Raw genomic sequence first — 20,572 nt, forward strand, 5'->3', positions numbered from 1 at the left:
CACGCCGACCACGTCACGGTTGCGCGGTAGCGGCGGCCTCCTCGCCCCCGGCCGCGCATCTGTGTGCGCTGGTCCGAAGGCATCCTGCAAGCATGGCACTTGTGGGGCCGGGGGGTTGTGTGCGAGCGACCAGGCGCATTCTGAAACCGACCGTTGGTTATCGATGGAGCGCCAGTCGGGGTGCCAAGTGCACGCCGTGAGGTTCGAGGTGACCATGAACCAGGCGCCACCCCGTCAGGATCACGGCGTGCCCTTGCCCTCCACCGCCTTGGCCGTTTCCTGCTTCGCGGGTAAACACATGCCACTCGGCCACGCCAGCCACGTCCCGTCTTAGCGATACGTGAACAAGCATGAAAAATTATTTATCAAGATGAATTATCATTTGGTTTGAATTCTCATTATCATCGCGAGCACACGCCACAATCACTTCCCGCCCCAGGACTCGCCCCTTGAAACGTCACCTTCCCGCCCGCCTGCTGCTGGCCGGCGCATGCAGCGCGCTGCCCGTCGTTCACGCCGCCGACAACCTGACCCTGCCCGCGACCCAGATCGACAGCACCCGCGAACCTGTTGATGGCACCAGCCAAGGCTACGAGGGCCGGGCTTCTTCCAGCACCACCAAGCTAGGCCTGACCGACAGGCAGACGCCACAGGCCGTGACCACCATTACCCGGCAGGCACTGGACGACTTCAAGATCACCGGTATCAAGGACGCCTTGCGGGCAGCACCTTCGGTAACCGTCGAGCAAACCGAAACCGACCGCACCGAGTTCACCTCGCGCGGCTTCGATATAGGCACTTTCGAGTACGACGGCATGGGCATGCCTTTCGTCAGCAGCACGCTGGTGGGCGACCAGGACCTGGCGGAATACGAGCAGATCGATGTGCTGCACGGCGCCAACGGTTTGATGAGCGGTGCCGGCAACCCGTCTGCCACGGTCAACTTCGTGCGCAAACGGCCCACAGACACCTTTCAGGCTCAAGTCGACACCAGCGTCGGCTCGTGGGACAGCCGGCGCATCGACATCGACGTGGGCGGCCCGCTGACCGACAGCGGCAATGTGCGTGGCCGCTTCATCTATTCCCACGACAAGGGCAACTCGTGGATGGACCGCTACAGCCACGAGCGCAATGTGGCCGCTGGCCTGCTGGCATTCGACGTGTCCGACGCCGACACCGTGACGGTGGGCTTTTCCCAGCACAACAGTGACTCCAATGGCAGCACCTGGGGCAACCTGCCACTGGTGGACAGCAACGGCAATGCCATCCACTACAGTGGGCGCAGCAACAGCATCGGGCAACCCTGGACCTACTGGAACCTGCACACCCAGCGGGCCTTCGTCGAGCTCAAGCATGATTTCGGCAATGACTGGAACGCCACGCTCACCGCCACCGGGGTGCAGGAAAAACAGAACACCAACATGCTCTACGTTGGCTCGGTCACCGGTGATGTCGCCGACGCCTATGCCAACCATACGCGCAGCGAAGCCCACCAGTTGCTGGGCGAGGCCAAAGTGCAGGGCCCGTTCAGCCTGTTCGGACGCGAGCATCAGCTGACCTTCGGCGCCGCCTATGGCCGCACGCACCAGAAAGGCCAGGAGTACGACGAAGACCTGGAGCACGGTAGCGCCTTCCAGACCTCGTTCCCAGGGATTCTGGCGGGTACTACGCCCATGCCCGCGTTCGGCGTCACCAGCGAAACCCTGGGGCAGAATTTTCAGGACACGCAAAAAAGTCTGTACGCCGGGGCACGCTTCAGCCTTGCCGATGACCTGCACTGGATCGCCGGTGCACGCATGCTCAGCGCCGACGGCAAGGGCGATAGCTATGGCACGGCGCACGACACGCGCGAGCACGGCAAGATCACGCCCTACACAGGCCTGGTCTACGACCTGAACGACGCCTGGAGCGTGTACGGTAGCTGGACCAAGATCTACAACCCGCAATACGTGTCGGGCAGCGATAATTCGGTACTCGACCCGCTGGAAGGCAAAAGCATGGAGGTGGGTGTCAAGGGCAGCGTGATGGATGAGCGCCTGCACCTGACGGCAGCGCTGTTCAAGACCGAGCAACGCAACGTGGCGGTGGATGCGGGGTACAACGGCATTCAGGAAATCTACACAGGCGAAGACTACAAGAGCCATGGCGTCGAGCTGCAGGCCTCTGGCGAGGTCATGCCCGGCCTGGACGTGCTAGGCGGCTACACCTATGTGCGCATCGACGATGACAATGGCGAACGGGCGCGCAAGTATGTGCCCACCCACAGTTTCCGTGGCATGGTCACCTATCGGCTGCCGAGCCTGCCGCAGATGAAAGTCGGCACCCGCCTCAGCTGGCAGACTGCAGTCGAGAACGATAGCAACAGCGCCATCCACCAGAACGCCTACGGCCTGGTTGATTTGATGGCCAGCTACGACATCGACAGTAACTGGAGCACGTCGCTGAACCTGAATAACGTCACTGACCGCAAGTACCTGCTGTCGTTGTATAACAACGCGACCACAGCCAGCTATGGTGCTCCGCGCAACCTGACGGCTTCGGTGACGTGGAAGTATTGAAGCACCAGGTAATGTGTGTCAGAGCGGGGCCACGAAGGCGACACCGCGCTGGATTGCACAGGCTGGACTGCCCCCGCACGTTGGAGACAGCTCCATCGAGCGGCGGCAGTCCAGGGAGGCGAAGGGCAGCGTGCGACTGGATTCAGTCGGCCGCCTGCACCGCTGCGGTGTCGGCCACCGGGGCCTGCGCTTTTGCCTTCGCCCGATTGCGGCGGTCCTGGCTACGCTGCCGCGAAGCTTGTTGCTTGGCATGCAGTGCCTGGGCGGCGGTCACGGTACCCGCAACCTGGCCAGCCAAATCAAGGCGCGGTGCGTTCTCTTGCATGCTCGCCCAGTAGCGGGAGCCCCGGCACCAGGTGGAAATACCCAGCTTCAGCTGTTCGCGGGTTAGGCCGAGCAGTTCAAGGTGTTGCTCGGCATCCTTGAAAATGCCCTCCTTGAGCGGCACCTTGGGGGCCGGGTTGACCGGGAAGGCCAACGGAAAATGCTTCTGCAAAGGCCAGATCGCAGCCACCGCCGGATCCTGCTCACGCGGCTTCGCCTGCGAGGACGGCTTGCGCTTTGGCTGTTTCGCGCTCTCGGCCTTTACCTGCTGTTTTTCCGCCCGCAGGCGGTCGCGTAGCTCTGCTAGTTGTTCAAAACCCATCGTTCAATTCACTGCTTGAAGTTGATTGCGTGGTGCAAGGATAACAAATGCAGCCCCTACAGTGTTTGCAGGTCATCTTTCCATCAGCTGAACACCCAAAGCACACGCGTGGGCTTGTCGGTGAGGTTGGCATAACGAAAGCTGGCATGAGGCTGCAACTGGAAACTGTCACTGGCGCGCAGCGTTACCGGTTCACCGCCGTCCAGCCACACCGTCAGTTCGCCCTCGAGCACGAAGCAGCCCTGCTCCGAGCTGTCATCCAGGTACTCCTCGCCGCTGCTAGCCCCCGGGTCGAGGTGGCTGTCGAGCATGGAGAACGCGCCACTGATCGTGGGGGACGCCAGTACATCGGTGATGCCACCCGCCAGGTGCAGGGTACGGCGCTCGTGAGGGCGGGTGACCCAGTCGAGTTCGCGGGGCTTGTCCAGCTTGTAGAAATAGGCCGTGGAGACGCCGAGCTCCTCGCTGATTGCCGTCAGGTCTGCCACGGTCGGGCGCGATACTCCGCGCTCGACCTGGGACAGAAAGCCCACCGACCGGCCGATGCGCTGAGCCAGCTCGCCCAAGGTCAGGCCCTTGAACTTGCGCAAGTCGCGAATCAGTACGGCCAGGCCTTCGATCTCTTCGTGCACTTTCATAGTTGAATCGCGACTTTCGGACGGGAAAATAATGCCCTGAAAAGTACAGGATTCACCTCGCAAAGCAAAATGCTTCACACAGCACTCGACGCGGTCGCCCGCCGGAGCGGCCGCGCGGGGGCTGGACGATAGGCCCGTCCTTAGCGAACAGCCTCGTAGGTCAGGTCCAGGCACTTACGCGCCTTTTCCACCAATTCGTCGATCTCTTCGGTGCTGATCACCAGTGGCGGCGCGATGATCATGGTGTCGCCCACCGCGCGCATGATCAGGCCGTTGTCGAAGCAGTGCTGGCGGCAGATCATGCCCACGCCTTTGCCTTCATGGCGGGTGCGGGTGGCCTTGTCTTTCACCAGTTCGATCGCACCGAGCATACCAAGCCCGCGCACTTCGCCGACCAGCGGGTGGTCGGCCAGTTCGCGCAAGCGCTGCTGCAGATAGGGCGCGGTCTTCTCTTGTACCTGCGCAATGATCTGCTCGTCACGCAGGATGCGCAGGTTTTCCAGCGCCACTGCCGCCGCCACCGGGTGGCCGGAATAGGTGAAGCCGTGGTTGAAGTCGCCACCCTCGCTGATGACCTTGGCCACCTCGTCACGCACGATCACCCCGCCCATGGGGATATAGCCAGAAGTCAGGCCCTTGGCGATGGTCATCAGGTCAGGCTTGAGGTCATAGTAGTCGCTACCGAACCACTTGCCGGTACGGCCGAAGCCGCAGATCACTTCGTCGGCAACGAACAGGATGTCGTACCTGGCGAGGATCTCCTTCACCTTCGGCCAGTAGCTGTGCGGCGGAATGATCACGCCGCCGGCGCCCTGGATCGGTTCGGCTATGAAGGCAGCGATGTTGTCTTCGCCCACTTCGAGGATCTTCTTCTCCAGCTGCTCGGCTGCCCACACACCGAACTCGGCCTCGGTCATGTCGCCGCCCTCACCGAACCAGTAAGGCTGCGGGATGTGCACGATATCCGGGATCACCCCGCCTTGCTGGTGCATGCCGCTCATGCCACCCAGCGCGGCGCCTGCCACGGTGGAGCCGTGGTAGCCGTTGACACGGCCAATGATCACCTTCTTGCTGCCCTGCCCCTTCAGTGCCCAGTAATGCCGGACCATACGCAGTACGGTGTCATTGCCTTCGGAGCCGGAACCGGTGAAGAACACATGCCGCATGCCTTGCGGGGCCACGTCGGCAATTGCCTTGGCCAGCTCCAGCGCAGGAGGGTGCGCGGTCTGGAAAAACAGGTTGTAGTAAGGCAACTGCTTCATCTGCTGGCTGGCAACCTCGGCCAGCTCATCGCGGCCATAGCCGACCGCCACGCACCACAGCCCAGCCATGCCGTCGAGAATCTTGTTGCCTTCGCTGTCCCAGAGGTACACGCCCTTGGCCGAGGTGATGATGCGCGGGCCCTTCTTGGCCAGCTGTTTCACATCACTGAAGGGGGCCAGGTGATGGTCACGGCTCAGCGCCTGCCAGGCCTGGGTCTGCGAATTCTGTTCACTCATTGTCTTCACTCCATCAGTTTGCGCAGCCGTGCTACGCGGGTACTTTCTTGTGGTTGGAAATGCCGCGGCTCAGGCGCTCAGCAACAGCCGCTGGCGCAGCACCGAGCGCTGCCGACAGGCCTTGCCAAACGACTGGAAGAGGGTCAGGTACTGCGGGTTATCCATGACCTGGAACTCGGGGTGCCACTGCACGGCCAAGGCAAAGCCCTTGGCGTTGTCGACCGAAATGGCCTCTACCAGGCCGTCCGGCGCCAACGCTTCCACCCTCAGCCCAGGGGCCAGTACATCAATGCCTTGGCCGTGGATGGAATTGACGTCGAAGATCGCCGGCAAACCCATGCGGTCAAGCAGGCCGCCAGGCTGTACGTGCATGGTATGGCGAGGGCCATATTGCTTTTCGATCGGCTCGCCCTTGCCTTCGCGGTGGTCCATGAACACGCCAGCCTCGTGAACTTTCTGGTGCAGGGTGCCCCCCAGCGCCACGTTCATTTCCTGAAAACCTCGGCAAATGCCCAGTACCGGCACGCCGGCGGCGATAGCCGCACGCATCAGCGGCAACGTGGTGGCATCTCGCAGCGGGTCGTGCCGGGTACCCTCGGCACTGGTCGGACCGTTGTAGTGAAACGGCTCGATGTTGGACGGCGAACCGGTGAAGATCAGCCCGTCCACTACGTCGAGGATATCGGCGCTGTCCATCAGTTCGCCCAGGCTGGGTATTACGATGGGCAGGCCACACGCTGCCTTGGCTGCCGCGCGCGCGTACTTCTCGGCGATGGTCTGGGTGGCATGCTGCTCAATCATGCTGGTGCATGCGGTAATGCCAATAACGGGCACACGTGGCATATCTTCCTCCGGCAAATCGGTATTGCGCGTGGTGTTGAAAACGTGGGGTTGACGGTGTCGTCCGAACGCTGCAACTACAGGAACCAGCGGTATTCGCGGGCATCGATGTGGCGCATGAAGTCCAGTTGCTCCTGGTATTTGTTCTCGCAATAGACCATCACGAACTCACTGCCCAGGCCTTGGTTGAGCACCGGGTGGTGGCGCATCGCGGCCAAGGCACTGAGGGCATCCTTGGGGAAATCGATGCCGCTCTGGCGGTTGTCATTCAGTGGCGCAATGGGTTCGACGCCGCGGTCCAGGCCGTGCTCCATCCCGGTCAGGATGGCCGCCAGCACCAGGTACGGGTTGGCGTCCGCGCCGGCCAGGCGATGTTCGATACGCAGGTTGCGCGGGTCGGACTCGGGGATGCGAATGCACGCATCGCGATCCTCGAAGCCCCAACTGGCCTTGCTTGCCGCATTGACCATGGCCCCATAGCGGCGGTAGGCATTGTGGTTGGGGGCAAAGATCGGCATGCAGTGCGGCAGCAGCTCCAGGCAACCCGCTACCGCATGGCGCAGCTTGCGTTGTTCTGCGCTCGCCAGGATGTTGTTGCCTTCGCTGTCATACAGGCTGACATGCACATGCATGCCGCTGCCCGGTGCATCCAGATACGGCTTGCTCATGAAGCTGGCGCGATAGCCGTGCTTCATCGCGATACCGCGGGTACTGCGGCAGAACAGCGCTGACCAGTCCGCCGCACTGAGGGCATCTTCACTGTGCGAGAAGTTGATCTCGAACTGGCCTGGGCCCAGTTCGGCGGTGATGACGTTGGCCGGCACGCCCTGCTCGTTGGCGCCATCGACCATTTCGTGCAGCACCGACGAGAATCGCGACAGGCGCTCGATGTGCATGTTCGGCTGGTCGTCTTGGTCGCCGGTCGCCGTGTCGCGGGGGTACTGTGGCAGGCCGTTGTCCAGCTTGCGGTCAAACAGGTAGAACTCCAGTTCGAACGCCACTACCGGGTGGATCCCGCGCCGGGCCAGGCGCTGTAGCACGCGGGCCAGCACCTCACGGGGCTCGAACTCGATCGGCTCGGCGGTGCCATCGGAGGTGATCAGCATCTGGGCGACCACTTCCTTCTCCCAGCACACCGGCTTCAGGGTACCTGGGACCAGTCGCCGCGCGGCATCCGGGTCGCCATCGGCGAAGCAGTAGTCACCGATCGGGTAGAGGCCACCCTGGGTCCCCAGCAGCACGCAGTTTTGCGGCAGCTTCAGCGGCGCGCCAGCTGCGACTTTTTCCAGCATGTCCATGGGATAACGCTTGCCGTAGAAGTGCCCGGGAATGTCCAGCGCAATCAGGTCGACATAGCGTATCGCCGGGTGCTGCGCCCGGAACGAACGCACTTCAGTCAGCAGATCCGGAAAGATGACACTCATCTTCTTATCCTTGTGAGGTGAACGAATTCAATTGAAGACCCAGAGCACGCGGGTGGGCTTTGCCGTCAGGTTGGCGTAACGGAACTGCGCGTGGGGTTGCAGCTGGAAGCAGTCGGATGCTGCGGGGCTTGCTCAGGTTGTAGAAGTGGGCGGTCGATACGCCGAGCGCTTCGCTGATCGCAGTCAGGTCGGCAACGGTCGGGCGCGACACTGCGCGTTCGACCTGGGACAGAAAAAGGATCGCGAGGGCTTCGACCTCTTCGTGCATCTTCATCGCTTCGGACTGCCGTGAAATTTTTAGAGTTATTTTTCATGAAAAATTACACGAAAAATTTCACGAGTCAAGCCACCCACCTGAAATGCGCACACCCGAACCGGGGGCCGACACGGGTTTCTTTACAGCGTTTCAAGGAGTAGCCTCGCCGGTGAGACTTCCCAGCCCGGCCCTCCATCGTCATGCCAAACGGTTTCCCAGCACTGCCTTCGCTCAATGCACTCCGTGTGTTTGAAGTGGTTGCCCGCCACCTCAACTTCCGCCTTGCTGCCGAGGAACTGGGGGTGACCCAGGCAGCTGTCGCCCAACAGATAAGAGGGCTGGAAGCGAGTTTGGCGCTTCGTTTGTTCCAGCGCCTGCCCCGCGGTCTGGCGTTGACCGATGCGGGTGTGGGCTACAGCGGCAGCATTCGCAGTGCCTTGGCCATGATCGATGAGGCAACCCGCCTGCTAAGGCCGCAAGCTGCACACCTTACGGTCAGCGTTACCCCGACCTTTGCCTCGAAATGGCTCATTCCCAGGCTGGGCAACTTTGCCCAGAGCCACCCGGACATCGATCTGCGTGTGCTGGCCACGGACAGGCTTTCCCACTTCAACACCGATGGCGTGGACATCGCTGTACGCTATGGCCAGCCCGAAGTTGGAGCGGGCCTGAACAGCGAGCTCCTGATGGAACAGTGCATCGTTGCCGTGGCCAGCCCCAGGCTGCTTGAAGGGCACGAAGGTCCCGTCAGCTTCGAGCAACTGCAGGACTTCGTCATGCTTCACGATGCCCATGATTTTTGGCCTCGGTTCCTTGCACAGCTGTTTGCGCTGCATGCTCGACCGACAGCCAGGCATCTGCGGTTCAACCAGACCTCATTGGCCATCGATGCAGCCATCAGTGGCCAGGGCATTGCCCTGGCCAGCCTGGCATTCGTCCGTGATGACATCGCCGCGGGCAGGCTGACCCAGGTCTTCACTGAGCAGATGAGGCTCGACAAGTCGTTCTACCTGGTATGGCCACGCAAGATGCAGCAGCCAGATTCGTTGACCGTGGTACAGCGGTGGCTGAAACAGCAAGTTGCCGATAGTTAATCTACTGCCACGGACAATTTCAGCTACCTCCCTTGCTGCAAGAGCTACTGCTAATGTGAATGCACTCACGTAACGGCATTCAATTTTTGGGAGGCAGCATGTCAGTAGAAAAAGTAGCGATTATCACCGCCGGTGGCAGCGGCATGGGCGCAGCGGCAGCCCGCCGCCTGGCCGCCGACGGGTTCAAGGTTGGCATCCTCTCATCTTCCGGCAAAGGCGAGGCATTGGCTGCAGAGCTTGGCGGCATTGGTGTAACCGGCAGCAACCAGTCGGTTGCAGACTTGCAGCGCCTGGTCGAGGCCGTGGTGGAAAAATGGGGCCGTATCGACGTGCTGGTCAACAGTGCCGGCCACGGTCCACGCGCCCCCATCCTGGAGATCAGCGACGAGGACTGGCACAAGGGCATGGAGACCTACCTGCTCAATGTCATTCGCCCGACGCGTCTGGTAACGCCGTACATGCAACGCCAGAAGGGCGGTGTGATCATCAATATTTCCACCGCCTGGGCGTTCGAGCCGAGCGAACTGTTCCCGACTTCGGCGGTGTTCCGCTCAGGCCTGGCCGCATTCAGCAAGATCTTCGCCGACAACTTCGCAGCGGACAACGTGCGCATCAACAACATCCTCCCCGGCTGGATCGATAGCCTGCCGGCCACCGACCAACGGCGTGACAGCGTGCCGCTCAAGCGCTACGGCACCAGCGACGAAATCGCTGCCACCATCGCATTTCTGGCCAGCGAAGGTGCTGCCTACATCACCGGGCAGAACATCAAGGTCGATGGCGGCGTAACACGCAGCGTCTGATTGAACGGGAGCGCAGGGCGTCGCTATTACCTGGTAGTCAAGCCGGAAGCGAGCTTGCTCCCGCGACTATCTGCTTCCAGATAGTGATGCAGTTTGTCACCCAACACTTCGAACGCTTTGACGATCCGTTTTATCTTGCGAAGGTCACTGTGCATCGCGATCCACACATCGACGTCAAAGCCGAAACTGTCTGGCAGTACGTGTACCAACCCGTGGCTTCGGGCGATGGGCGCCGGGCACAGACCGAAGCCCAACCCCGCCTTCAGCGCAGCCAGTTGCGCGAGGTGGTGATCGGTGGCAATCACGAAATGCTGGCCGGCTTCACACAGCCCGGCATCCACCAGGCGGCGAAGGTCGGCTGAGCGTCTGTCCGGCCCGATCAGCGGCCGCTGGCGCAACGACATCAGGCTCTCGGGGTCGCCGTAACGCGCCAGGCAGGCAGCACTGGCATGAATACCGACCCGCAAGCTGCCGACGCGCCGAGTCACGATATCCGCTTCTACAGGGCGCATCAGGCGTACGGCTATATCCGACTGCAGCCTGGCGATGTCTTCCAGTGCGTCCCCAATGCTTAGCTCAAGCTTCAGCCCCGGGTGGCTGTAGTGGAAGCTTTGCAGTAGAGCGGGCAGCACCTCTACCCCCAGCAATTCGCCACAGGTCAGCCTTACCGTGCCGTGGTCCATCGATGTTTCAGCGCTGGCCGCGCGGTTGAAGGCTTGCGCAGCGAGATCCATGGCTTCGGCATGGTCAATAAGGCGCCGCGCCCCGCTTGTGGCTGTCAAGCCCGTGGGCGTGCGGGTAAACAGGCTAAAACCCAGAGCCTGCTCAAGGTTGTCGAGGCGTCGGCGAGCCGTCGCTTGTGCTATCCCCAACAGCTTCGCAGCACCGCTCAGGCTGCCGGAGCGCAACACCGCGAGGAACACCTGCTGGCTTTCCCATTCAAGGGTGTTCATACATTCCTGACCAACGGTTGCTCCTTTTTTGCGCTTCTGCCCAAGCGTGTGAACAGGGGATCATGTGCCCTGTACTTTTCCGTGCGCCATTGTAAGGAGTCGACGCATGAGATTCACCGGTCAATGCCAATGTGGGCTCGTCAAGGTCGAAATCGCAGCGCAGCAACTGCCCGCGCTGTATGCCTGCCATTGCCTCAACTGTCAGCGCTGGAGCGGCAGTTCATTCGCCTTGCATATGCTATGCGCAGCGTCAGCAGTGGGGGTGGCGGGCGAAACGGCGACCTACGTGCGTGAGCACCAAGGGCACACGTCCAGGCAGCATGCCTGTGGCGTGTGTCACACCCGGCTGTTCAATGAGACCACAGCAGCGCCCGGCATGCGTGTGGTGCGGGCCGGGATGCTGGAGGGGTCAGAGCATTTCGAGCCGGTTGCGCACATCTGGACACGACGCAAGCAACCGTGGCTGGTGTTGCCGCCAGCCACTGCGCAATGGGAGGAAAGCCCGACGCCCGAGGCATTCGCCGCCGCACTGGGGTCTCAGCCTCGCCATACCCACGCATCATGACGTTGATAAGCTGTTTGCACATTTTTGACCCTTTTTTCACACGCTGTGCGAGACATTAGCTACATCCCCTACGTGTGATAGACCTTGCCCGCCTAGCAGCGGGCTTTCTTTTGCCCGCAACTTCCCCTGGCTCGCGAGCAGCCAGTCGACTACCCAAGCCAGGTCAGCTACGCTGGCCCTTCCCTCCTGCACGGAAGCGCCAATGAGCGAGACATACCAAGGAAGCTGCCTGTGCGCAGCGGTCGGTTACCTGTTACTCACCCCACCCAAAGCAGTGAGCCATTGCCATTGCAGCCAGTGCCGCAAAAGCCACGGAGCCGCGTTCGCCTCGTACGGCAGCGTACCGCGCAACATGCTGCGCATTGTGCGCGGTGCCACCAGCATCAAGCGCTTTGCCTCTTCACCAGCAGTCGTGCGCGAGTTCTGCACAGCGTGCGGCTCTAGCTTGTTCTGGTCACGCTCCCAAGGTGAGTTTGCCGGCTGGGTTTCCATAGCGCTGGGTACGCTTGATACACCGTTCCTGCCCAGGAAGCAGAAACATATACACCTCGATTCCGCTGCCCCATGGCATACCCCCTGCAGCCCTGCCCTTCAGCCTGACTGACAGTGCAAAGCCCCCTCGTATGGCCCGTGCACCTTTGATGATCGGGCCCTGTCTATTCGCAGTCGACGCCAGGCCATCGCGGGCACAAAAAAGCCCAGCACACGCTGGGCTTTCTGCACACTAAAGCGGGTACCGCATAAAGGCTTTCAAATCATCGATCATTCTTCGAAGATGAGCCGACAGCGTTGCTGAGACCTTTTGCATTATGATCGCCTGGAGTCGTGCCAGAGATGGCCGTGGATTTGGACAAACCGCGAGTATCCTTGGAGTGAGCGATACCCGAGGTGGTGGTTCCATGACCGTTGTCGCTGTTGCGCGAGCTGCCGTACCGATTGCCGCTTACGCCATGATCGCGTGTCGCCTTTCCAGCGTGATCGCTTGCGAAGCCTTTACCATTTCCGCTATGTCCGCCCTTGCCTCCTCCGTGCCCACCGCCGTTACCTCCGCCATGACCGCCACCGCCGCCACCGCCACCGCCACCGCCACCGCCACCGCCACCACCTTTGGCATAGGCTGAACTGATTGGGGAGATATCGGCAGGCAAGAATGCCGTCAGCCCAAGTGCCAGTGCACAAGCAAAGACAGCAACCAAGGGTTTTCTCAATTTATTCGGCTCCAAAGGCGCGGGGATATACAGCGTCGCATTCTGACCTGAGGCAAGCATTTAAGTTCTGGCATCCCGACAGAATGCTGATTGCTCGTGAAAACAACTACAGGCGTAAAACATGAGGTGCCGCATCACGTACCCGATTGATAGTCTCAGCCGAATGGCAGAAGCTGTAACGTGCAAGTCGGGCGGCGGACGGCCGCATCCAATGGTGAGCCCATGAGCATGTCCGTTTCCCTCCAGACCAGCCGCAGCGCCTGGGCAGTGTTCCTGATTTTTTTGCGCCTGGGGCTGACATCCTTCGGCGGCCCAATCGCCCACCTCGGCTATTTCCGGGATGAATTCGTGGTACGTCGACAGTGGCTAAGCGAGCGCTGCTATGCCGATTTGGTCGCCCTTTGCCAGTTTCTACCGGGCCCCGCCAGTAGTCAGGTTGGCATCGCGGTTGGGCTGGCGCGTGCAGGCTACGGCGGCGCACTGGCTGCATGGGTGGGGTTCACATTACCTTCCGCGGTCGCACTGATACTCTTCGCGCAGGGTATCGCCAACCATGGCGACGCCCTGCCTGCTGGCGCACTGCACGGTTTGAAAGTTGTGGCCGTGGCGGTCGTCGCTCAGGCGGTGTGGGGTATGGCGCGCAACCTGTGTCCGGATGCGCCTCGTATCACGCTCATGGCAGTGGCGACCTGCTTCATGCTGCTGTTCCCCTCGGCCTTGGCGCAAGTCGGGGTCATTGTTATGGCCGCAGCAACGGGGCTGTTGCTGTTCAAACCGCAGTCATGTGGCGCTCATGAGCCACTGCCCATTGGCATCCGGCGTGGCGTCGGTGTTTTCTGGCTTTGCCTGTTCTTTGCGTTGCTGTTGGGTTTGCCGATCCTGGCGGGTTGGCATACATCCCCGTTACTGTCGATGATCGATGCCTTCTACCGCGCCGGATCGCTGGTCTTCGGTGGCGGGCATGTAGTGCTGCCGTTGTTGCAGGCGGAAGTTGTGCCTTCTGGCTGGGTCGATAACGATGCCTTCCTGGCTGGCTATGGGGCCGCGCAGGCTGTTCCGGGGCCACTATTCACCTTCGCGGCCTTTCTTGGCGCCTCTATGAACCAGGCGCCCAATGCCTGGTCAGGAGGGCTGATCTGCCTACTGGCGATTTTCGCGCCTTCATTTTTTCTGGTGGCCGGCGCCTTGCCGTTTTGGGAGCATTTACGCCGCAATGCACGTACTCAAGCGGCCCTGCAGGGCATCAATGCTGCTGTCGTAGGTTTATTGCTCGCCGCGCTCTATCAACCGGTCTGGACGCGTGCAATTCACGCTCCACAAGACTTTGGCCTGGCGTTGATTGCACTGATCGCCCTGCTGTTCTGGAAGCTACCAGCGTGGTTGGTCGTGCTCGGCAGCGGCGTGCTGGGGGCGCTGTTGAATAGCGCTCCGTGAAACCATGAGGTCAGCTGGCTGCCTTTACCATTAGCCTCGCACAGGCAGTGACCCAATACCTGACCGGCTCCAGATAGCCGTTTAATGCGCAGACGTGCTTGCACGAAACATATGGAAATACGTATATTCGATTTTCCATATATCTTGGTGCCGCCATGATCTCTCCACCTGATGTCTTCAAGAGCCTGTCTGATGAGACCCGCGCTCGCGCCACCCTGCTGATCTTCAGCCTGGGAGAGCTGTGCGTCTGTGAACTGATGTGCGCACTGGACGATAGCCAACCCAAGATCAGCCGCCACCTCGCACAACTGCGCAGCAGTGGCATGCTGCTGGACCGTCGTCAGGGGCAATGGGTGTATTACCGCCTCAACCCGGATCTGCCTGCGTGGGTGCACGACATGTTGCAGGTGACCTTGCTGGCCAACTCGCAGTGGCTGGCAGACAACTCCCTTCGGCTGAAGAACATGGACGGCCGCCCCGTCCGTGATCTCGCCTGCTGCTAATTTTCACCAAGCGAGATTTCTCATGCTGGTCGCAATTGCCGTCTTTGTTTTCACACTCGTTCTGGTTATCTGGCAGCCCAAGGGCCTGGGCGTCGGATGGAGTGCTGCGCTAGGTGCCATTATCGCGTTGATTGTCGGCGCCGTTTCGCTGCAAGACATTCCAACCGTGTGGGCCATCGTCTGGAATGCCACCGCGACCTTCATCGCGGTCATCATCATCAGCTTGCTGTTGGACGAGGCCGGGTTCTTTGAGTGGGCCGCGCTGCACGTGGCACGCTGGGCGAACGGCAGCGGCTACCGCCTGTTCGCCTTTTGCGTGCTGCTCGGCGCCGCGGTATCGGCGCTGTTTGCAAACGATGGTGCGGCGCTGATCCTGACCCCCATCGTCATGTCGATGCTGCTCGCGCTACGTTTCTCGCCTGCTGCGACACTCGCCTTTGTCATGGCCGCGGGCTTTATTGCCGACACCGCAAGCCTGCCGCTGGTGGTCTCCAACCTGGTCAACATTGTGTCGGTCGATTACTTCGGCCTGGGTTTCGCTGAATACGCGTCGGTGATGGTGCCGGTGAACATCGCCAGCGTGGCGGCCACCCTGCTGGTCCTTTTGCTGTTTTTCCGCCGGGATATCCCGAAACATTACGCGCTCGATGCGCTGAAGGAACCGAGCGAGGCGATTCATGACCCCGCCACCTTCAAAGTCGGTTGGTGGGTGCTGGTGGGGTTGCTGACAGGCCTGTTTGCACTGGAGCCTATGGGTATCCCCATCAGTGCGGTGGCTGCCGTCTGTGCAGCAATTCTCTTCGCCGTTGCCGCTCGCGGCCACCGCATCTCAACCCGCCGAGTGCTGCGGGAAGCGCCGTGGCAGGTGGTGATCTTCTCCCTCGGCATGTACCTGGTGGTGTACGGGCTGAAGAACGCCGGCCTCACGGACACGCTCACCCACCTGCTCGACCGGCTAGCCGAACAGGGACTGTGGAGCGCCACTATTGGCACAGGGTTGATCTCCGCGCTGCTGTCCTCGGTCATGAACAACATGCCCACCGTGCTGGTTGGCGCGTTGTCAATCCAGGCCAGCGAGGCGCAGGGGCTGGTGCGTGAGGCGATGATCTACGCCAACGTCATTGGCTGTGACCTCGGCCCGAAAATCACCCCCATCGGCAGCCTCGCCACGCTGCTCTGGCTACACGTGCTGGAGCGCAAAGGCATGCGCATCACCTGGGGCTACTACCTCAGAGTCGGGATCATGCTGACCCTGCCGGTTTTGCTGATTACCCTTTCGGCCCTGGCCCTGCGCCTGAGCCTCTAAGATCCACCAAGAAGCGGAGGAGTCTTCCATGCGAGTCCTGTTCATGTGCACGGCCAACAGCTGCCGCAGCATCCTTTCCGAGGCCCTGTTCAACCACCTCGCTCCGGCAGGTTTCGAAGCGATCAGTTCGGGCAGCTTCCCCAAGGGGCAGGTATTGCCCCGTAGCCTGAGCACCCTGGAGCAAGCCGGTATTTCGACTGCTGGCCTGAGCAGCAAGGGCAACGACGCATTCGAGGGCAACCCACCGGACATTGTCATTACCGTCTGCGACAAGGCTGCTGGCGAAGCCTGCCCGGTGTATTTCGGGCCCGCGCTGAAGTCGCACTGGGGGCTGGAAGACCCATCGGATGTGGTGGGTGACGAGGCCCAAGTCAACGCGGCTTTCCACGCCACGCTGGCCCACATCGAATCGCGCTGCCGGGCCTTCTTCGCCCTTCCGTTCGCTAGCCTCGACCGTGATCAGCTCAAGCACGAGCTGGATCGTATCGGCATGCAATAAGCAGGAGTCAGCAATGTCCGAGCATCTCCCTAACATCGACCTCGCGTTGTTCGGCCTGCCACCGACGGCCACCGTTGCCAGCGAGCACAAACCACGCATCCTGCTGTTGTATGGATCCACCCGCGAACGCTCCTTCAGTCGCTTACTGGTGGAAGAAGCCGCACGCCTGCTGGAACACTTCGGCGCCGAGACCCGTACCTTCGACCCTTCAGGCCTGCCGCTGCCTGACGATGCGCCGGTGGAGCACCCCAAAGTGCAGGCGTTGCGTGAGCTGGTGCAATGGTCGGAGGGCCAGGTCTGGTGCTCGCCGGAGCGCCATGGAGCGATGTCTGCGGTGTTCAAGGCACAGATCGACTGGATTCCCCTGGCGTTAGGCGCCGTTCGTCCCACCCAGGGTAAAACCCTGGCGGTGATGCAGGTGTGTGGCGGCTCGCAGTCGTTCAACGTCGTCAACCAGTTGCGGGTGCTTGGCCGCTGGATGCGGATGTTCACTGTGCCGAACCAGTCGTCGGTACCCAAGGCCTACCTGGAGTTCGATGAAGCCGGGCGCATGAAACCGTCGCCGTACTACGACCGCCTGGTTGATGTCATGGAGGAGCTGGTGAAGTTCACCTTGCTGCTGCGCGACCGCAAGGAATTCCTGGTAGACCGTTATTCGGAGCGCAAAGAAAGCGCTGAACAGCTATCGGCTCGCGTCAACCAACGTTCGATCTGAATCGAAAGATGCCTGGCTGGCCGAACAGAAACATGACACGAAGCTGCATTCACGAAGGGAAGGTATCGGGTAAGAGATGACCGAGGGCGAAGCTCACAAGGTCGGCGGTGCATACACAACCTGGTCTCGCCCTCCCTTTTTTGCGGCGTAAAGTGCGCTGTCGGCGCGCCGCAATGCATCCTCTATTTGCTCGCTTTCGGCGACTAGCGTACACCCCACACTGAGGCTCACCCGCAGTGGGCCGCTAAGGAGCTCCATCGGTCTGCTGCCGATAAGCTGGCGCACGCGCTCCGCGATTCGCATAAGCTCGTCACCGTCCTTTACACGCAGCAATGCGACGAATTCCTCACCGCCCTGGCGTACCAGCAAATCATCGGGGCGAAGAGCAGCTCGCAGGCGACGCGCACACTCGCAAAGCACCTGGTCGCCGCCAGCATGACCGTACTTGTCGTTTACAGACTTGAAGTGGTCAAGGTCTGCATACAGAGCACCCAGCCACAGACCTTTTTCCGTAGCCAAACGGCGTTCACGATCCTTGAAGGCGACCAACGCGCCACGGTTCCATAGCTGAGTCAGCGGATCAACCAAAGCCTTGCGTTGCTCACGGTCCATTTCAAGCCGCAAGTCGTGGTTGGCCTGCGTCAGACTGCGCAGTTGCAGATAACCCTCTGCCAGCGTGGCCAAGTCTCTGAAGGTGGCCTGTTCGGCCTCACTCAGCAGGCGTGGGCGAGGGTCGAACATGCATAAGGTTCCGATCGCTTTGCCATTGCCAGCACGCAAGGGGTGCCCGGCGTAGAAACGGATATAGGGTGCACCAACGACCAGCGGATTATCCGAGAACCGCGAATCGTCCTCGGCGTTTTCCACTAGCAGGGTGTCGTCACCCAAGATGGCGTAGCCGCAGAACGACACATTGCGCGGGGTCTCGCTTACGTCCAGCCCAACCCTGGCCTTGAACCATTGCCGATCGTGGTCGATCAAGCTGATCAGCACAGTGTCCACGTGCGCCACCTCCTGAGTGAGCCGCACCAGGGTATCGAGGTAATGCTCAGCCGGTGTATCCAGCACATTCATTTCATCGAGGGTACGCTGGCGCAGCGCTTCGTCAGTCGGTAGAGGACAAGCCGGCATGTCTTTTCTCCAGTCCATGGGTGGGGAGTATCTGCGAAAGGCGCAAATACAGGACTTACTCTAGACAGTGGATTGCATAAGATCTAAACCATCAGTCGCTACGCAAGGTGCTGGCCGAGGAGATCAATGTGCGACCACTTTCGATCCATGGCGGTCTCTGAAATGCTGGTTGGCTCGCCCTGTCATTAACAGGCCAGGCAAGGTCTCTGTGGGAGCGGGCTCGCCCCGCGAACACGGGCATAGCCCGTGGCAGACATCTCCATTTTTTGGGCCGGCCTCTTCGCGGGACAAGCCCGCTCCCACAATGATCAATGCTGCAATCACTGACGCATTGGAAATGGCGGAGCAGACGGAGGTTTGAAAGCGTATAGCGACGGCCGAGGTATGACCGTCGCATTACGACCCCATGCAGACATTTAGATGTCCGGGCCGATACCGATGCTAGAGCCCTTGAGGGATTAGTCTCGATAGTTGATAACAGCCCTGCATTTGATAGGGAAGTTGACCGAGTTGGCAATGAAACACTCGTGGTGAGCATCGTCATGCAAGCGCATTGCAAGATCGCTATCTGATTGGCTACTAATGATGATCTGAGGTCTTAGCTCAGCTTCCTTGAAATGGCCCTTGCGCTGGCCATCGCCTTCGATCATAAGGCCCACCGGGTGATCGACGTATTCCAGCACGCACACGTTGTTAACAGCACAGAGATGAAGATACCAGAGCTTGTGGCAGGCCGAGATCGATGCCAGCAGCATGTCTTCAGGGTTCCAGCATTCGGGATTACCACGAAAAGCAGGGTCGGCGGAACCAGGGATAGACGCTTTTCCTGGCGACTCAACAGTGAAGTCTCTCTGATAAGCCGTATAGCTGGCAGTACCCTCACCGGTGTTGCCTGTCCACTTGATGGTGACAGCATAATTGTGTTCTTTCATCGTCACTCCTGTGTTGAAAGATGCCCAGAAGATGATCCGCTCCTCTCGCGTTAGCACTGTAATCTTGCGCGCTCAGTGTGGCTCCAAACCAGCTTCTCTTGTTTGCATTGACGCATGCACTGGTTGTGCAAAAGCAATGAGCCGGCCAGAGCGGTAGCCTTATGGCTGGCTTGGCAGTGCTTGCTGGCGTGGTTCTACCCGGAGATATCCACTTGTGAAGGTCGGCAATGGGTCGATTGCGGGTAGTCGCGACCGGCCGCTATCGACCCAAAGCGGTCATCCCTAGGTTAGTTCCCTAGATCGCCTCACATCTGGTTGTTAGCCGCCAGGTGACATACCAAGCCCTCATCTTCGACAGAATCTCGAGAGGAATCGTTGGGACGTTCGTTACGGCTATTCGCGAATCAGAACCTATGTCGATCACTGACTAGTCATGTGATTCGCAATGCATTAAGCAGATTCGTGAAGGTGAGCCCATAACACGCGCAACATCGACCCTAAGGATATTGATGAGAAATTTATGCTTATATACTGATTAATACTCATTAGTCGGCGACTCAATCACCCGTAGAATGGCGGCCACTTTGGATGGCTAATGGGGCCTTCTCCATCACTAGCGGACCATGGAACATGAATCTTAACCGTGCAAACTTTGCCGATTTCGTTTATTTCCTGGCCATTGTCCGGCACCAGAGCTTCAGCCGGGCGGGCAAGGAGGTTGGCATCAGTGCGTCCGCGTTGAGCCATGCCATCAAGGGGCTTGAGACGCGTCTCGGCGTTCGTCTCCTCAACCGCACCACTCGCAGTGTCACGCTGACGGCGGCAGGCGAGGAGTTGCACGGCTTTATCTGCAAGCCTATGGACGAAATCGCTCAAGCAGCCGAAGCGTTGAATCGTTATCGGGATGAGCCTACCGGGCGTATTCGTCTTAATCTTCTCAGTGACGCTGCCGATCTCTTGCTGGGCCCGGTTCTCCCGGTCTTTAACGACCGCTACCCGGACATGCAAGTCGATTTGACAGTCACCAACTTGATCGTAGACGTCATCGGCGGCGGGCACGATGCTGGTATTCGTTACGGCGGCACGGTGCCCGAAGACATGATCGCCCAGCGTCTGTCACCAGACATCCGTTGGGTCGTGGCAGGCAGTCCGGACTATCTCAAACGTTTCGGCGTGCCGCAGCATCCGAACGATCTTGTGCAACATCGTTGCCTGCGCATTCGCCTGGGGAATGGCGCAATGTATGACTGGGAATTCGAAAAGGACGGTGAGCAGTTGGCAATTGCTGTTCCGGGCTGCATCACCATCGACGAGACACGCGTCGGGCTTTCGCTGGTGCGCCAGGGAGCTGGTCTGATGTACGCCCCGGAGCCTGCGATTGCTCCTCTGGTGGAGCGCGGGGAGGTGATCCGGGTGCTCGATGACTGGGCCAGCGTGGCACCGGGATTCCACATGTACTTTTCGAGCCACAGGCAGGTCCCGATGGGCCTGACGCTGTTGATCGACCTGATCAGGGAACTTAAACCAATGGGGGAGTGCCTGCCGTAGCCGCATCAGACCTCGATGCG

20 protein-coding genes and 1 pseudogene are annotated in these 20,572 nt (G+C 60.4%); 11 read left to right on the forward strand and 10 right to left on the reverse strand.

The features are described 5' to 3' along the window. The first annotated feature begins 476 nt into the window (after window positions 1–476). Window positions 477–2,558 carry a TonB-dependent siderophore receptor gene (locus tag OO258_RS12635; protein ID WP_266030986.1) on the forward strand — a complete coding sequence of 694 codons (2,082 nt, stop codon included), beginning with the start codon at window positions 477–479 and terminating at the stop codon, window positions 2,556–2,558. 142 nt (window positions 2,559–2,700) lie between these two features. Here the strand turns inward: OO258_RS12635 and OO258_RS12640 are convergent, their stop codons facing one another. The 6 genes and pseudogenes from OO258_RS12640 to OO258_RS12665 all read right to left on the reverse strand — a co-directional run bounded on the left by OO258_RS12640 (window position 2,701) and on the right by OO258_RS12665 (window position 7,879). Then, entirely contained in the window at window positions 2,701–3,204 is a 504-nt protein-coding gene (locus OO258_RS12640) for a ProQ/FinO family protein (protein WP_110746906.1), read from the reverse strand. Between the two features lie 83 nt (window positions 3,205–3,287). After that, the gene (locus OO258_RS12645) at window positions 3,288–3,842 is read right to left on the reverse strand and encodes a helix-turn-helix domain-containing protein (protein ID WP_110746904.1); all 555 of its coding nucleotides are present in this window, start codon (window positions 3,840–3,842) and stop codon (window positions 3,288–3,290) included. Between the two features lie 140 nt (window positions 3,843–3,982). Beyond that, complete coding sequence (locus OO258_RS12650; protein WP_110746901.1) at window positions 3,983–5,341, reverse strand: aspartate aminotransferase family protein; 1,359 nt, start codon at window positions 5,339–5,341, stop codon at window positions 3,983–3,985. A 69-nt stretch (window positions 5,342–5,410) separates the two neighbouring features. After that, window positions 5,411–6,184: a gamma-glutamyl-gamma-aminobutyrate hydrolase family protein gene (locus OO258_RS12655; protein WP_266030794.1), complete on the reverse strand. Its 774-nt coding sequence runs from the start codon at window positions 6,182–6,184 to the stop codon at window positions 5,411–5,413. Window positions 6,185–6,258: 74 nt separating this feature from the next. After that, window positions 6,259–7,605: a glutamine synthetase family protein gene (locus tag OO258_RS12660; RefSeq protein ID WP_266030796.1), complete on the reverse strand. Its 1,347-nt coding sequence runs from the start codon at window positions 7,603–7,605 to the stop codon at window positions 6,259–6,261. Between the two features lie 27 nt (window positions 7,606–7,632). After that, a pseudogene (locus OO258_RS12665) lies at window positions 7,633–7,879 on the reverse strand (hypothetical protein). A gap of 182 nt (window positions 7,880–8,061) precedes the next feature. Between OO258_RS12665 and OO258_RS12670 the strand changes: the two are divergent. Beyond that, complete coding sequence (locus OO258_RS12670; protein ID WP_266030798.1) at window positions 8,062–8,955, forward strand: LysR substrate-binding domain-containing protein; 894 nt, start codon at window positions 8,062–8,064, stop codon at window positions 8,953–8,955. Window positions 8,956–9,053: 98 nt separating this feature from the next. Further along, window positions 9,054–9,758, forward strand: coding sequence for an SDR family oxidoreductase (locus tag OO258_RS12675; protein ID WP_266030800.1), 705 nt, complete (start codon window positions 9,054–9,056; stop codon window positions 9,756–9,758). 26 nt (window positions 9,759–9,784) lie between these two features. Here OO258_RS12675 and OO258_RS12680 read toward each other — a convergent pair whose 3' ends face one another. Continuing rightward, window positions 9,785–10,711 carry a LysR family transcriptional regulator gene (locus OO258_RS12680; RefSeq protein ID WP_266030803.1) on the reverse strand — a complete coding sequence of 309 codons (927 nt, stop codon included), beginning with the start codon at window positions 10,709–10,711 and terminating at the stop codon, window positions 9,785–9,787. Between the two features lie 106 nt (window positions 10,712–10,817). Here OO258_RS12680 and OO258_RS12685 point away from each other — a divergent pair, with 106 nt between their 5' ends. Then, on the forward strand, window positions 10,818–11,276 hold the full coding sequence (locus OO258_RS12685; protein WP_110746888.1) for a GFA family protein: 459 nt from the start codon (window positions 10,818–10,820) through the stop codon (window positions 11,274–11,276). A 202-nt stretch (window positions 11,277–11,478) separates the two neighbouring features. Continuing rightward, window positions 11,479–11,880 carry a GFA family protein gene (locus OO258_RS12690; RefSeq protein WP_266030806.1) on the forward strand — a complete coding sequence of 134 codons (402 nt, stop codon included), beginning with the start codon at window positions 11,479–11,481 and terminating at the stop codon, window positions 11,878–11,880. Between the two features lie 151 nt (window positions 11,881–12,031). Here the strand turns inward: OO258_RS12690 and OO258_RS12695 are convergent, their stop codons facing one another. Next, window positions 12,032–12,484, reverse strand: a complete 453-nt coding sequence (locus OO258_RS12695; protein ID WP_266030987.1) for a hypothetical protein — start codon at window positions 12,482–12,484, stop codon at window positions 12,032–12,034. A gap of 228 nt (window positions 12,485–12,712) precedes the next feature. On the opposite strand from OO258_RS12695, the gene chrA reads away from it, so the two are divergent. The 5 genes from chrA to arsH all read left to right on the forward strand — a co-directional run bounded on the left by chrA (window position 12,713) and on the right by arsH (window position 16,941). After that, window positions 12,713–13,918, forward strand: a complete 1,206-nt coding sequence (gene chrA / locus OO258_RS12700; RefSeq protein WP_266030988.1) for a chromate efflux transporter — start codon at window positions 12,713–12,715, stop codon at window positions 13,916–13,918. Between the two features lie 155 nt (window positions 13,919–14,073). Next, window positions 14,074–14,421, forward strand: coding sequence for a metalloregulator ArsR/SmtB family transcription factor (locus OO258_RS12705; protein ID WP_266030807.1), 348 nt, complete (start codon window positions 14,074–14,076; stop codon window positions 14,419–14,421). Between the two features lie 22 nt (window positions 14,422–14,443). Beyond that, on the forward strand, window positions 14,444–15,727 hold the full coding sequence (locus OO258_RS12710; protein ID WP_266030809.1) for an arsenic transporter: 1,284 nt from the start codon (window positions 14,444–14,446) through the stop codon (window positions 15,725–15,727). A gap of 28 nt (window positions 15,728–15,755) precedes the next feature. After that, window positions 15,756–16,226 carry an arsenate reductase ArsC gene (locus OO258_RS12715; RefSeq protein WP_266030812.1) on the forward strand — a complete coding sequence of 157 codons (471 nt, stop codon included), beginning with the start codon at window positions 15,756–15,758 and terminating at the stop codon, window positions 16,224–16,226. Window positions 16,227–16,239: 13 nt separating this feature from the next. Further along, complete coding sequence (gene arsH / locus OO258_RS12720; protein ID WP_266030814.1) at window positions 16,240–16,941, forward strand: arsenical resistance protein ArsH; 702 nt, start codon at window positions 16,240–16,242, stop codon at window positions 16,939–16,941. 93 nt (window positions 16,942–17,034) lie between these two features. On the opposite strand, the gene OO258_RS12725 is transcribed toward arsH, so the two are convergent. After that, the gene (locus OO258_RS12725; RefSeq protein ID WP_266030815.1) at window positions 17,035–18,072 is read right to left on the reverse strand and encodes a GGDEF domain-containing protein; all 1,038 of its coding nucleotides are present in this window, start codon (window positions 18,070–18,072) and stop codon (window positions 17,035–17,037) included. Window positions 18,073–18,530: 458 nt separating this feature from the next. Further along, complete coding sequence (locus OO258_RS12730; RefSeq protein ID WP_266030817.1) at window positions 18,531–19,004, reverse strand: OsmC family protein; 474 nt, start codon at window positions 19,002–19,004, stop codon at window positions 18,531–18,533. Between the two features lie 630 nt (window positions 19,005–19,634). Here OO258_RS12730 and OO258_RS12735 point away from each other — a divergent pair. Continuing rightward, window positions 19,635–20,552, forward strand: coding sequence for a LysR family transcriptional regulator (locus tag OO258_RS12735; protein WP_259135869.1), 918 nt, complete (start codon window positions 19,635–19,637; stop codon window positions 20,550–20,552). Window positions 20,553–20,572 lie beyond the last annotated feature (20 nt).

The organism is Pseudomonas sp. DCB_BI (assembly GCF_026240995.1).
Classification (GTDB): Bacteria; Pseudomonadota; Gammaproteobacteria; order Pseudomonadales; family Pseudomonadaceae; genus Aquipseudomonas.